Raw genomic sequence first — 13,166 nt, 5'->3', positions numbered from 1 at the left:
GCCGATCGTGTGGTCGAGCGCTCCGCACCGAAGACGTCGACTGCAGCAAATGGACCGTGCTCCACCAAGGGGGGGTACTGAACGGCAGAGGCGACCTCATCACGCTCAAGGCCGGAACCCCCGCCGATCCGGATGAGGTGACCGCGCAGGCCGCGCCCGTACTCCGGACGTGGTGGACTCCTGGCCCCGTGATGTTCCAGCCCCGTGGAAGGAGAGTGGTACCGCAGGCTCGGTGTCTGCTGACGAATCGTGGGGCGGGAGGAGCCAATCCCACGATTCACCGCGCGAATGCGTCCACCGTTCGTCGCACTGGCGCATCCGTCGGCACTGAAGCTCCGCATCTGGGGCGACTCCCCTTCGAAACGGATGCTGTTCGGGAAGAGCCCATCAGACTGGGATTATCGCGATCGCAGGTGCCGAACATGTGCTCTGGCACGCTCTCATGGCCTCGTCACGAGTGACAGGGCTCGCAAAGGGCTCAAGTCATGAAATCGTTGTCAACTACTGTAAGGAGACCAGTGGTGTCATCCCCGCTCAGATGCAAGCAAATCGGGAGCGTGCTGGTCATTACTCTCGATCGACCGCAGTTGAAGAATGCCATCAATCGCGAGATGGCCGAGTCGTTGGCCGACGCCTTCGACCGACTGGACGCGGACGACAGTCTCAAAATCGGGGTTCTTACAGGCGAAGGTCCCGACTTCTGCGCCGGCATGGATCTCAAAGCCTTTGCCGATGGGGTGATGCCGGAAACACGAGAGCGCGGCCTTGCTGGACTGACGCGCGTGCCTCCGCGCAAACCGTTGATCGCTGCCGTCGAAGGTCATGCAGTGGCGGGTGGCTTCGAACTTGTCCTGTCCTGCGATCTCGTTATCGCCTCGGAAACTGCAAGATTTGGGCTACCCGAGGTGAAAAGAGGCCTTATCGCCGCGGGTGGTGGAATCGTCCGTCTGGCGCAGATGGTCCCGCGTAACCAGGCAGCCCACCTTCTCCTTACCGGAGATACTATTCCGGTAGGTGAAGCAAAGGAGATCGGCGTCGTTAATTCGATTTCCTCGGCGGGAATGGCCTTGGACGACGCCATCGATCTAGCACACCGAATCAGTCGAAACGCGCCCCTTGCGGTCGCTCGAACGAAAGAACTGTTCACCGCCAGTCTGTGCCTAACCGCTGAGGAAGCCTTCGACATGGTCGACCTTGCTGCGCCTCAAATTCTCTTCTCGAACGACGCACGCGAAGGCGCCACAGCCTTCAGGGAGAAGCGTCTACCGAGATGGTCGGGATCGTAAAGAAGACCGGACGTGAGGAGTCCGGAGAAGGCCATCATCGATCACTGCGACGTGGAGAAGGATGCAGGAGCAATTATCGCTAGTGCTCAGCATCGCCGATGGGCACCGTTCCATAAGCCACGGGCTCGCCGCCTGTAATACTCAAAGCGCGACGCACCATCAGCTGTCGTCGCCGCTAAGCGATGCACACACATCGGATACGCGCCGTACTGGTAACCAGGCCTTATGTAAGCCAAGCACGGCATATTGCATCCAGTGACCGATCCGGTCAGCCGATCTGCGATTGAGAACTAGCTACCAGCGTTCCTCAGCGAGAGTCACTGTGTCGATCTGCTGTTCGATGCGGAACGGATCTAGATAAAATTTGAAGGACAGCGTTCTTGAGCTACATGGCATGGTGCGGACGTATGCCCTCTTCCGCCCCATCCCTGTGTTCCCGCGGGGCGATGTAAGGTCTTGCGACCGGTCAGATGAGAACGTCCGGCAGACCTAGAGGAAGAGCAGAAACAGTGACGCTTGTACCGTCGTTGGAGGTATCTACCGCAATTTCAGCGTGGTCGATGCTGGCCACCGCAATCATCGCCCTGATTGCCGGCATCGTGGCACTTAGCCAGTTGTGTGAAGCGCGTAGCAACAGGCGACAGGCAAAGGATTTGGCGTACGACTCGGCGCGCCCATATGTGGTGGTCTACATGGAGCCCAGTGCAGCGACTGAGCAGATCATTGATCTTGTTATCAAGAACATCGGCCAGACGTGGGCCTCCCACGTTTGCGTACGGATTTCGCCCCATCCGCAGGAAAGCTCATCGGACCAGGGAGAAGGCATAAAAGATGTGGTGATCCCCACGGTCATCCCGTTCCTCGCACCGGGCCAAGAGTGGCGAGTGTTCTGGGACTCAGGCTTGACCAGGAAGGGCAGCGGACTTCCGGATTCGCATGTAGCGATTGCTACGTACAGCAGTTCGGTGAAGACCCATCGGGACACCTTCAATCTAGATTGGAGCATCTACCAGGGGCGGAAGTGGTCCAACGTCCTGGGTGTCCATGACGTGGCCACCAGAATGCTTGATGTCAAGAATTCTCTCAATTCGTTCAAGGCGATTATGAAGGACCGGATGGAGGTGCACACCTGGGATGGACAGACGCAGAGAGTGACGCTTGCCGAACAACGAGAAGGAGATAAGAAGGTTGTTGACGACGCGCTACGAAGAGCAGGCGTGAAGAATGTTGGGGAATAGCTCAAAGTTCGCGGCCCTCCCCTGGGCCGTCTGAAGCAATTTCTGTCCACGACAATGGCCTCGACCGCAGTTCCGCAACCTTATGAGGGGCACCTGCGGACGGTGGATCGGCGGAGATGCCCTATGCGTCCTCGTGGACAACGTCGTCCTCGGGGGACCACCGTGACCGCAAACCACAGCGGTGTCTGGACAACGACCCGCGCGGCCTACACAAAAAGCCGGCACGTCCGTGATATCCCTTACGAACCAAATGACCGGCTCTGACCAGTAGGCCGGCCCGCGTGAAACGGACCGCCAGTGAACCATCCCGATCCCTTCCCCGGCGACGGCCCCACCTACGACCCCTACGCCGAATACCGGGACAACAAGCCGGTGCACCGTCAGCATCGGATGGCCCCGCGCCACCGCACCGAGCCGGAACTCGAGCCGGTGATCGACGTGTCGACACCGGAACCGGAGCCTGGACGGTTCTCCGACGCCCCACCGGGGACACCGGCATGGCCGGTGACGCCGACACCGGAGCAGGTGGCCGCGCAGCGCGCCGAGGAGGAGCGGCAGCGGCAGTGGGCGCGATGGCAGGAGAACGTGCGGCGGCAGGCGTGGGAGGAGGCCCAACGGCAGGCCGCCGCGCAGTACGCGAACCGGCAGTCCCACGGTCCGGTCCAGCAGGTCACCGTCAACAACAACGTTCGTGCCGGCGGCGGGTGCCCGCACGGGCTGCACTTCATCCTCACCCTGCTCACCTGCGGGTTGTGGCTGCCTATTTGGATCATCCACGCGATCGTCGACGCGTTCCGCTAGGAACTGCCTGCCTCCGGCACGACTCGAACTGCCGGACTGGATATCGGCCGGAGGTGCCCGGTCCCCGGCCGCCTGTGCACCCGGCGGAGGGGGCGCGACTGACCTCGTGCATCCTCGACGCGCATAAACCCTCGCGACCCGCTCGGGGTTCCGGTCGTAACCGAGGCGGCCGGCGTAGTTGCCGTCGAGGACCCGATCCTGCTGGCTGCGTTGCGGAACCGAGTCCCACCACCGGTCCGCCTGCCGGAGCGCCTACACGGCATCGGGCTCGAGACCAATTAAGGTCGACCAATCACTCATTCAGGACAGGACACTCGACGTTGATTTCCAGAAGTACCGCTGTCGCTGCGGCAGCCGTGGCCCTTGCCGCTCCCTCGGTGATGCTCGCCCCTCCCGCCGCAGCGTCACCGGCTCCGGTGATCCAGCCTTTCGGCACCGTGATCCGTGGCAGTGGGGACGGCACCATCGCCCTCACCGAGTACGCGACCGCCCCGAACCTCACCGTCTTGGGCATCACCTTCACCCCCGGTGACAATGCGCTCGAGGGATACTCCATCTCGACGCCGACCCTGACCTACGGTGCGCGCGGCTATCGCGCCGACGTCGACTACTCGCAGTCGGATGCGTTCTTCTCCGGGGTCGTAGCCCCCCACACTTCGGTCACCCTCGACTACGCGTACGAGGTGGACAAGTCGCAGCTCAATCCGGCCACCCTGACCGTGCACATCGGACTCGAGGACTTCACGTGGACCGGGGATCTGGCCGGCAAGCTCCTGCCCCCGCCGCCGCCGCGCTTCGGAAGCAGCTGATCGATTCGTCGGACGCCCCGATTCCTCGGACCGGGGCGTCCGACATCACCAGTCCCTCCGGTTCTACCGAGGCGGGACATGCCGGCGGTGCCGCTCACGGTGAGGTGCCGGCCCGTGCGGGCGTATCCCCGCCTCGGTAACGAAACCGGAGGCCGGGGCGGTATTGCGGGGGTGAAAACACTGCGTTTGCTGCCGATCCTTGCGATCGCACTTGTCGTGTCCGGTTGCGGGGACGGTGATTCCAGCTCCCCTGCCGCCACCACACCTGCTCCGTCCGCGGTACCGGTGTCGACGACGAACGCGGCGGCCAGTTCGACGACCGCGTCTTCCGTCCCGGATTCGACTTCTGCGGAGATCACCCCTACCGCCACCGAGACCGTGGCGGAGGAACCGATGGTGGTCGAGCCCGTGGCCGACGAACCGGTGGTGGTCGAGGAGCCCTACATCGTCGACTGCCAGCTGGGGTTGGGACCGATCGTCACGTACTGGTCCGACGGCACGGTGACCGGGTATTCAGACTACTGTCAGTCGATCCATGACCAGGTCCTGGCAGACGAAGTGGCCGCCAACACGCCGGTGTGCGACGGCACCACCTGCCGATACCCTTCCGGCGCAACCCGACCGGACACGAATTCATCGCCCCGGTCCCCCTCGCCTTGGGTGCAAGGCCAGCTCGACTGGCAGGCATGCAAAGAAGCGGGAAACACCGACGAATACTGCCGTCTGACTCTCAATTGACGAGGGAGCCCCAGTGGCAGCATCTTCGTGGTGGCTGTGTCTGAATTCTTGGACAGTACGCACCGCTCCCAGGAGAGCAGAACGCCTACAGCTCCTCTAGCACGGTGAGCAGTTCCTCGAGCAGGGTGTCAGCGCGGGCTTCGATCTCGTCGAAGAGGTCGCCGAGATCGTCCAGGCTGTCGCGGGCGTGGCGGCGGGCAGCGACACCCCGTTCGTAGTAGTGCGGATCGAGATCGATCTCCGACTCGATCCACGCGGTCAGCCCCTCGTTGCGGTCGCTCTGCTTACGCAGCGGCAGCGGCGCACGGGCCCGCACCCGACCGGACAGATGGTCTCGCACGATCGCAGCGACGGATTGCGCGGTCATCGGTTGCGGCATCAGCGGCAGGTGTCCCCAGCGGTCGATCGGGGTCAGCAGGGGTTGCCGGGCCTGCCGGTCGGTGAGCACGCCCTGGTCCACGTCGACCGGATCGGTCAGGTGCTGGGCGAGCAGGTCGGTGTTCGGGTACCGATCGAGGAACGCCTGGACCTCCGCCCACCTGCCATACACCGCCACCGCCGCGCTCTCACCGGCGGACTCCGCTGCCAGGCAGAACCCTTCCCCGTCGGTCGTGGTGGCAACGAGGGTGCCGGCATCGAGGTGGATGTCGCCGCGGCGCAGCCGGGCCAGCTGGGCGAACGGCATCCCGGTGGCGGCCAGGGTCAGCAGGAGGGCGTCGCGGCGGCCGAACAGCCCGCTCGGCCAGCCGGTGGCCGGCAGCTCCGTTGCCCTGCGCAGTAGGAGCGGGGCGAGGCGGTCGAGGCGGGCGGCGCGGGCGGCATCGAGGCGGCGGCGGACGGTTTCGCTGCGGCCGGGCGGCGGGTGGCCGCGACCGGTGTGGACGGTGTTGATCGCCGAGACCCGGCGGCGCTGCGTGGCGGGGGCGGCGGGGTGCTCGTGCAGGAACAGCGCGAGTGCCTCCGGGGTCGTGGGGAGCGCGAGGTGGTCGGTGGCGGTGCACCAGTCGGTGAACAGGGCCCAGTCGTGCCGATACCGCGGCGGGATCCGCAGGCCCGCTGTCGTTCCCGAAGAATCACCGAGTCGCTCGGTCGAGGTGCTCATGGCGTTCAGAGACCCAGGTTGGTGACAGCGTTCCCGAGCAGCGGGGCGTGTTCGCGGGCGTAGACCTCGAGCATGGCGGGGGTGGTGTGTCCGGTCTGGCGCATGATGGCGTGCGCGCTCGCGCCGTTGCGGAAGGCCTGGGTGACGAACCCGGCGCGCAGCGAATGCCCACCCAACTGCGCCACGATCTCGGAGTCGTAGCCGGCGAGTGCGGCGCGGCGGCGGATCGCCGCATGGACTGCCGCCCCCGAGAGCGCAGTGGTCGAGAGGTTGCCGTTGCGGCGGATCGCGCGCAGCAACGGCGCCCCCGAGGTGGTGCGGGGGCGGGGGCCGCGGCACACGTGCGCCGCGAACGGCTCGGCAATGCGGAGCAGCCGGATGACGGCGGGGCGGCCGCCGGTGTCGTGGGCGGCGACGATCTGGGCCCACCGCATCCACGCGCACGGCGGACAACTGGTGTGCGACGCGGTGAACGGCAGGGCGCGGACGGTGCCGCGGCCCTCCTGGTCGGTCTTCGATTTCCGGAGTTTGATGTGCAGGCCGTCGAGCCGGTGCAGCGCGACGTCGCTGCAGGTGAGGGCGACGAGTTCGCTGCGGCGGAACGCCCCGGCGAACCCCAACAGGAGGAGGGCGGTGTCGCGGCGTTCCACCACTTCGTCGGCCCAGTTCTCGCAGTCGGCGCGGGCCTTGTCGACGATCGCGACGATGTCGGCGGTGAGCAGCGGCGCCCGCGGGCTGCGGGGCCGCTCGCCCGTGGTGGCGTAGCCCCGGCGAATCCCGGACATCGCCTGGCGGACCAGATCGTCCCCGGTCGGACTGGGGTGCCCAGTCTGGCGGTGGTGGTGGGCGATCGCGGCCAGGCGGTGCGCCAGGGTGGCCAGGGCGTAGGCCCGCTCCCCCGCCTCGGTGACGGTGTCGGCGCAGGCGACCAGGTAGGCGGCGACGGTGACCGGATGCGCCGGCAGCGCGGTGTGGCCCTCATTGGTGCACCAGGTGGTGAAGGCCCGCCACGCCGAGGCGTAGGTGCGGCGGGTCCCGGCCGCCCGCGCCGACGCCACCGACTCCGCGATCCGCGCCGCCGCGCCCGGCGCCAGACCCGGCACTGCGGGCCCGGAAGGGGTCCCGGGCACCACGATCTGCCCGTTCTCCGCGTCGTCCGTCTCATCGTCCACGGGTGGGCACGGTACCGGACGGCCCCGACACCGTCCCCGCAACCCGAAAGTGTGCTCACCTCGGGGTTCGCGCAGATCGCTGCGTAAATGGGAATTTGCACGCCCTATGATGTTCTGCGATCGAAGCGTCGGACCGACGGCCGCACCCCCTTCTGCCCGACAGGATTCCAACGCGTTCGGGTGACGGGCGGTTCCGTACGAGCGAGTCGCTGTCGTAAGACCGGTCAACACCCACGAAACTCGATGTCGTGGCAGCGGTGAGTCCACCGACGCCAGCAGGTCTACCCCCTACGGCCGCGACACCACTCGACCGGAAGCTACGGCATGGGACTGATCCATATCGAACTGTTCGCCACCCTCGACCTTGTTGGACAGGCACCCGCGGCCCCGACGAAGACCCGGAAGGATTCGACTTCGGCGGATGGCAGGCACCCCTCCTCGACGACGTCACCGGCGAGCAGATCGGGGCCGCCTACGAAGGCACCGACGCCCCGTTGCCCGGCCGCCGGACCTACGACATCTTCGCCGCCTTTTGGCCGCACCAGGACGGCGGCGCGGACAACGCGATCGCCACGCTCTTCAACCGCGCCCCCAAGTACGTGCGCACCAGCTCGTCGGGCACCTGCGCGGCGGTCGTGGACAGCACCCGGGCCAGGTTGCGCCGCAACTGAATCGGCCCACCACGGCGGCCCGCGCCGTCGGCGGCGACCTCGAACATGCGCTTCACCGACCGCTGCGGCAGTGCGCGCACCACCCGCCACCCCGCCGCGTCACCGAGATCGAGTGCTCGCACCGTCGGATTCATCGCCCACCTCCGGCCGCCGCCGAATCTCGCACGCTGTCCCGCACAGATCCCCACGTGAGTAGACAACACGCTCTTCGACGTGTCCGACCAGCGAGACGCAGAACCCGGCCTCCGATCCAGCCCCTTCCGTGTGCGCTCCGGGGCTCTCTTCTCCACCGGACATGACCGCCCGCGCCCCTCCTGATCCACGCGCCAGCGGACCACGGAGCACAACTCCCTGGGCGAGAAGCACGAAGACCCGGCCGGGGGTGATCCCCGGCCGGGCCTTCGTCGTGTTCCCTCTGCGAGCTAGGACTTCGGGCTGAACGCCGCCAACGGCTCGGACCCGGACCAGTCGTGGCCCCAGTAGCTGTCGGCGGTGATCTCCTCGGCCGTGTAATAGGTTTCGTCCACGAGCATGCCCTCGGTGCCGAACTCGAGGTCCCAGCCGCCGGGGGCGCGCACGTAGAACGAGACCATCTTGTCGTTCGTGTGCCGGCCCAGCGTCGAGGAGATGGAGAAGCCGAGCTTGCGCACCCGGTCGAGTGCCTGCCCGACGGCGTCGAGGGTGTCGACCTCCGTCATCAGGTGCACGAGGCCGGGTTCCTCGGTCGGCGGCGCCGGGCACAGCGCCAGGCTGTGGTGGCGCTGGTTCACCCCGAGGAAGCGCACGCGCCGCGCCGGGCCGGGCGCCTGGAGGCGGATCGCGCCACGCGGCAGGAAGCCGAGCACCTCGGTGTAGAAGGCGTAGGCCGCGTCGAAGTCGGTGGCGGGCAGCACGACGTGGCCGAGGCCCTGCTCGCCGGTGACCCACCGGCCGGCGTGCGGAGTGACCACCGGGCTGTGATCGAGCACCGGACCGAAGAACACCTCGACGCGGGTGCCGATCGGGTCGTCGAACGCGATGACCTGCTCGGCATCGCGGTAGTCGCACTCCTCCTGCGAAAGGACGTCGACGGTGACCCCCGCCTTCTCCACGGTCTCGCGGACACGCTGGAGGGCGAACTGATCGCGCACCTCCCAGCCGACGGCGAGCGCCTTGTCCGATTTGCCGGGCAGGACGATCAGGCGTGCGCGCCGCTCGTCCACTCGCAGGTAGAGGCCGTCCGCCTCCGGGCCGGAACCCACGGCCATGCCGAGTCCGTCGACGACGAGCTCGCGCCAGCGCGCGACGTCGGTGGTCTGGATCCGGAGGTATCCGAGTGCTCGAATGTCCGTCATTTCTCTTCCATCCTGAAAAGTTCGGCGGGGCAGGCTAGATCATCGAGCGGTGGACGCCCTGCGGCTCGCCGCCGAGCTGGGTCAGCGACGACGCATGGAAGATCGAGCCGGGGACGTGGATCGCGTGCGACAGACCGACGTGCGCGTCGCGCCAGAAACGCTGCATCGGGAACTTCAGGTGCATCGCGCCACCACCGGCGCGGGCGAAGATCTCGTCGACAGCGCGCACGGCCCGCCACGCGGCGGCGGTCTGGGTGCGGCGGCCGATCGCGCGCTCCTCGAATGTGACCTCCTCGCCCTTGTCGGTCTTGTCCCAGAAGCGATCGACGGTCTCGAGGATCGCGGCGCGCGACGCGGCGATCTCGGCGGCCGCCTCACCGAGGGCATAGAGGACGTACGGGTCCTCCTTGATCGGAATACCGGTGACCGCGACGCGCTCCTTCTGGGCCGCGATGTAGCACGCGAGCGCGCCCTCGGCCATGCCGATCAGCGACGAGGTGATGCCCAGCGGGAAGATGCACGAGAACGGGAACTTGTAGAGGGTCTCGTCGCGACCCGCGTGCCGCCACCCGTTGCCGCTGAGGACGATGTCGGCGTCGAGGGTGCGGTAGGTGGGGATGAAGGCGTCCTCGACGATCAGGTCCTTCGAGCCGGTGCCGCGCAGGCCCACGACGTTCCAGCTGTCCTGGTCGATGTCGTAGTCCGAGCGCGGCAGCAGCACGTGCAGGACCTGCGGCGGGTTCAGCCGGTTGCCGTCCTTGTCGCCCACCGCAGCGCCGATCATGATCCAGCCGCAGTGGTCGGTGCCGGAGGAGAACGACCAGCGGCCGTTGAGGATGTAGCCACCGTCGACCGGAACCGCGACGCCCATCGGGGCGTACGGGGAGGCCATCCACATGTCGGGATCCTCGCCCCAGATCTCTTGCTGAGCCTTCGGATCGAAGAACGTGAGTTCCCACGGATGCACGCCGACGATGCCGGCGACCCATCCGGTGGCGCCGTCCATCGCGCCGATCGCCATCGCGGTCTCGGCGAACTCGCGCGGGTGGACCTCGAGGCCGCCGTGCTCCTTCGGCTGCAGCATGCGGATGACACCGGCGTCGCGCAACCGCTTGGCGTTGTTGTCCGTCAGGCGCATGAGCTTGTCGCCCTCGGCGCCCTCGGCGCGGATCTCGTCCGCGTACTGGATGATGTTGTCCAAAACCTGGCCCATGACTGTCAGCTCTCTCTCAAGACCCGGAGGTCTACTTCTGGGCGGCGAGACCGACGGCGATCTCGATCAGCTGGTCTTCCTGGCCGCCGACGAGGTTGCGTCGTCCGGCCTCGATGAGGATCTCCGCACCGGAGACCCCGTACCGCTCGGCGTGCGTGGCGGCGTGCTTGAGGAAACTCGAGTACACACCGGCGTACCCCATTGTCAGCGACATCCGGTCCAGGAGGCACTCACCGTCCATGATCGGCCGCACCACGTCCTCGGCGGCGTCGATGATCTTCAGGGTGTCGATACCCGTTCGGATACCGAGCTTCTCGGCGACGGCGACGAACGCCTCGACGGGGGTGTTGCCCGCGCCGGCACCGAACCGGCGGGTGGAGCCGTCGATCTGTAGTGCGCCGGCACGCACCGCGAGCACCGAGTTGGCCACGCCGAGCCCCATGTTCTCGTGCCCGTGGAAACCGACCTGCGCGTCGTCGCCGAGCTCGGCGACGAGAGCCGCGACCCGGTCGGAGACTCCCTCGAGGACGAGGGCGCCGGCCGAGTCGACGACGTACACGCACTGGCAGCCGGCGTCGGCCATGATGCGCGCCTGCTTCGCGAGCACCTCGGGCGGCTGGCTGTGCGACATCATCAGGAATCCGACGGTCTCGAGACCGAGCTCGCGGGCCAGCCCGAAGTGCTGGGCGGAGATGTCGGCCTCGGTGCAGTGCGTGGCGATCCGGCAGATCGACGCGCCGTTGTCGGCGGCCTCGCGGATGTCCGAGCGGACGCCGAGCCCCGGCAGCATCAGGAACGCGATCTTCGCCTGCGTCGCGGTCTCGACGGCCGCCTTGATGAGCTCCTGCTCGGGGGTGCGGCTGAAGCCGTAGTTGAACGACGAGCCGCCGAGGCCGTCGCCGTGGGTGACCTCGATGACGGGCACACCGGCGGCGTCGAGTGCACCGACGATCGAGCGCACGTCCTCGACGGTGAACTGGTGACGCTTGGCATGGGAGCCGTCACGCAACGACGAGTCCGTGATCCGGATGTCGAGATCTGCGCTGTAGGGCATCGACTGTGTTCCTTCGAAAGTACGGTCGGCGGTGGGGGTCTACACGCGGGCGGCGAGCAGCTTGGCCGCGAAGCTCTCGCCGACCTTCGTGGCGGCCGCGGTCATGATGTCGAGATTGCCCGAGTACGGCGGCAGGAAGTCGCCGGCGCCCTCGACCTCGAGGAAGATCGCCACGCGGGCACGTCCACCGCTCATCGGGGTGGGGTCGTCGAACTGCGGCTCGGCGCGCAGGCGGTAGCCGGGGACGTAGCCCTGCACGGTGGCGGCCACGTCGTGGATCGACGCGGCGATCGCGTCCCGGTCGGCGTCCTCGGGGATCGAGCAGAACACGGTGTCGCGCATGAGCATCGGCGGTTCGGCGGGGTTGAGGATGATGATGGCCTTGCCCGTGCGGGCACCGCCGATCGTCTCGATGCCGCGGCTGGTGGTGATGGTGAACTCGTCGATGTTGGCGCGGGTGCCGGGACCGGCCGACGGGGAGGCGACGCTCGCGACAATCTCGGCGTACTCCACCTCGGTGACGCGGGAGACGGCGTGCACCATCGGGATCGTGGCCTGACCACCGCAGGTGATGAGGTTGACGTTCGGTGCGTCCTCGTGCTCGCCCATGTTCACGGCGGGCACGACGGCAGGTCCGAGGGCGGCCGGGGTGAGGTCGACGACCTGGATGCCGAGCTCGGCGTAGCGGGGCGCATTCGCCCGGTGCACGTAGGCCGAAGTGGCCTCGAAGATCACGTCGGGGCGCTCGTCCTGGGCGAGCAGCCAGTCCACGCCTTCGTGGCTCGCGACCAGGCCCTCGGCGGCCGCCCGGGTCAGACCCTCGCTGGCGGGGTCGACGCCGATCATCCAGCGCGGCTCGATGACGTCCGAGCGCAGCAGTTTGTACATCAGGTCGGTGCCGATGTTGCCGGGCCCGACGATCGCGGCGGTAGCCTTGGTCACAGGTCTGTTCCTCACTTGAATTCGACTGAGACGGAGCCGATGTCGCTGAATTCGGCCCGGAAGGTGTCGCCCGGCCGGGCGTCAATCGCGCGGGTGCACGAGCCGGGCAGGATCACGTGCCCGGCCTCGAGCCGCACCCCGAAACCGGCGACCTTGCGGGCCAGCCACGCCACGGCGCGGGTCGGGTCGCCGAGCACCGCCGCCGCCTCGCCGCGCGCGATCTCCTCGTCGCCCCGGTACAGCACCGCCGAGATCGCACCGATGTCGACCTGGTCCGGTTCGATGCGGCCCGCCCCGAGGATCACTCCCGCGGACGAGGCGTTGTCGGCGATCGTGTCCGCCAACCCGATCCGCCAGTCCACGATGCGCGAGTCGATGAGTTCGATGCTCGGGACGATGTACTCGGTCGCCCGAAGCACGTCCTCCTCGGTGCAGTTCGCACCGGGCAGGGTCTCGCCGAGGACGTAGCCGATCTCGACCTCGATGCGCGGGTAGCAGAACTGGGCCGTGTCGATCGGCTCGTCCTCGGCGTACACCATCGTCGAGAGCAGATGCCCGTAGTCGGGCTCGTCCACGCCCATCATCTTCTGCATGACCTCGGACGACAGGCCGACCTTGTGGCCGTACACCGTGGCGCCCGCCTCGAGCCGGCGGCGGATGTTGATCAACTGGATCTCGTACGAATCCACCACGTCGATGTCGGGAAAGGTCTCCGTCAGCGGGGCGATCGCGGCGCGGTCGCGCTCGGCGGCCCACAGAAGATCGGCGGCGGCGAGTCGCCGGGAACCGTCGAGCATCGTGCACTC

General features: G+C 67.3%; 12 protein-coding genes and 2 pseudogenes. 6 read left to right on the top strand and 8 right to left on the bottom strand.

What is annotated here, in order from left to right:
• Positions 1-521 precede the first annotated feature (521 nt).
• The 5 genes from G6038_RS11170 to G6038_RS11150 all read left to right on the top strand — a co-directional run bounded on the left by G6038_RS11170 (position 522) and on the right by G6038_RS11150 (position 4,872).
• The gene (locus G6038_RS11170; protein ID WP_165037719.1) at positions 522-1,286 is read left to right on the top strand and encodes a crotonase/enoyl-CoA hydratase family protein; all 765 of its coding nucleotides are present in this window, start codon (positions 522-524) and stop codon (positions 1,284-1,286) included.
• A gap of 509 nt (positions 1,287-1,795) precedes the next feature.
• Positions 1,796-2,524, top strand: coding sequence for a hypothetical protein (locus tag G6038_RS11165; protein WP_165037718.1), 729 nt, complete (start codon positions 1,796-1,798; stop codon positions 2,522-2,524).
• A gap of 297 nt (positions 2,525-2,821) precedes the next feature.
• Complete coding sequence (locus G6038_RS31280; RefSeq protein ID WP_240918426.1) at positions 2,822-3,325, top strand: hypothetical protein; 504 nt, start codon at positions 2,822-2,824, stop codon at positions 3,323-3,325.
• A gap of 416 nt (positions 3,326-3,741) precedes the next feature.
• The gene (locus tag G6038_RS11155; RefSeq protein ID WP_165037717.1) at positions 3,742-4,134 is read left to right on the top strand and encodes a hypothetical protein; all 393 of its coding nucleotides are present in this window, start codon (positions 3,742-3,744) and stop codon (positions 4,132-4,134) included.
• A 114-nt stretch (positions 4,135-4,248) separates the two neighbouring features.
• Positions 4,249-4,872 (top strand): hypothetical protein, encoded by a 624-nt coding sequence (locus G6038_RS11150; protein ID WP_165037716.1) that lies wholly within the window; start codon positions 4,249-4,251, stop codon positions 4,870-4,872.
• 85 nt (positions 4,873-4,957) lie between these two features.
• On the opposite strand, the gene G6038_RS11145 is transcribed toward G6038_RS11150, so the two are convergent.
• On the bottom strand, positions 4,958-5,974 hold the full coding sequence (locus G6038_RS11145) for a hypothetical protein (RefSeq protein WP_165037715.1): 1,017 nt from the start codon (positions 5,972-5,974) through the stop codon (positions 4,958-4,960).
• A gap of 5 nt (positions 5,975-5,979) precedes the next feature.
• On the bottom strand, positions 5,980-7,146 hold the full coding sequence (locus G6038_RS11140; RefSeq protein ID WP_165037714.1) for a tyrosine-type recombinase/integrase: 1,167 nt from the start codon (positions 7,144-7,146) through the stop codon (positions 5,980-5,982).
• A 324-nt stretch (positions 7,147-7,470) separates the two neighbouring features.
• Between G6038_RS11140 and G6038_RS31275 the strand changes: the two are divergent.
• Positions 7,471-7,748: pseudogene (locus G6038_RS31275) on the top strand (deaminase); the annotation flags it as partial.
• Here G6038_RS31275 and G6038_RS11130 read toward each other — a convergent pair.
• From G6038_RS11130 to G6038_RS11105, 6 genes and pseudogenes are all read right to left on the bottom strand, one after another.
• Positions 7,748-7,951 (bottom strand): annotated as a pseudogene (locus tag G6038_RS11130) (phosphatidylinositol mannoside acyltransferase); the annotation flags it as partial. The pseudogenes G6038_RS31275 and G6038_RS11130 overlap by 1 nt on opposite strands.
• 288 nt (positions 7,952-8,239) lie before the next feature.
• Positions 8,240-9,151: a biphenyl-2,3-diol 1,2-dioxygenase gene (bphC, locus tag G6038_RS11125; protein WP_165037712.1), complete on the bottom strand. Its 912-nt coding sequence runs from the start codon at positions 9,149-9,151 to the stop codon at positions 8,240-8,242.
• Between the two features lie 34 nt (positions 9,152-9,185).
• On the bottom strand, positions 9,186-10,364 hold the full coding sequence (locus tag G6038_RS11120) for an acyl-CoA dehydrogenase family protein (protein WP_165037711.1): 1,179 nt from the start codon (positions 10,362-10,364) through the stop codon (positions 9,186-9,188).
• Between the two features lie 31 nt (positions 10,365-10,395).
• Positions 10,396-11,418 (bottom strand): 4-hydroxy-2-oxovalerate aldolase, encoded by a 1,023-nt coding sequence (gene dmpG, locus G6038_RS11115; protein ID WP_119700044.1) that lies wholly within the window; start codon positions 11,416-11,418, stop codon positions 10,396-10,398.
• A gap of 39 nt (positions 11,419-11,457) precedes the next feature.
• Entirely contained in the window at positions 11,458-12,360 is a 903-nt protein-coding gene (locus G6038_RS11110; RefSeq protein ID WP_165037710.1) for an acetaldehyde dehydrogenase (acetylating), read from the bottom strand.
• A gap of 11 nt (positions 12,361-12,371) precedes the next feature.
• Positions 12,372-13,157, bottom strand: a complete 786-nt coding sequence (locus G6038_RS11105) for a 2-keto-4-pentenoate hydratase (protein ID WP_165037709.1) — start codon at positions 13,155-13,157, stop codon at positions 12,372-12,374.
• Positions 13,158-13,166 lie beyond the last annotated feature (9 nt).

The sequence above is a fragment of the Rhodococcus sp. 14C212 genome, from assembly GCF_011058195.1.
Classification (GTDB): Bacteria; Actinomycetota; Actinomycetes; order Mycobacteriales; family Mycobacteriaceae; genus Rhodococcus; species Rhodococcus aetherivorans.
This window is presented reverse-complemented; position numbering and strand designations above follow the sequence as displayed.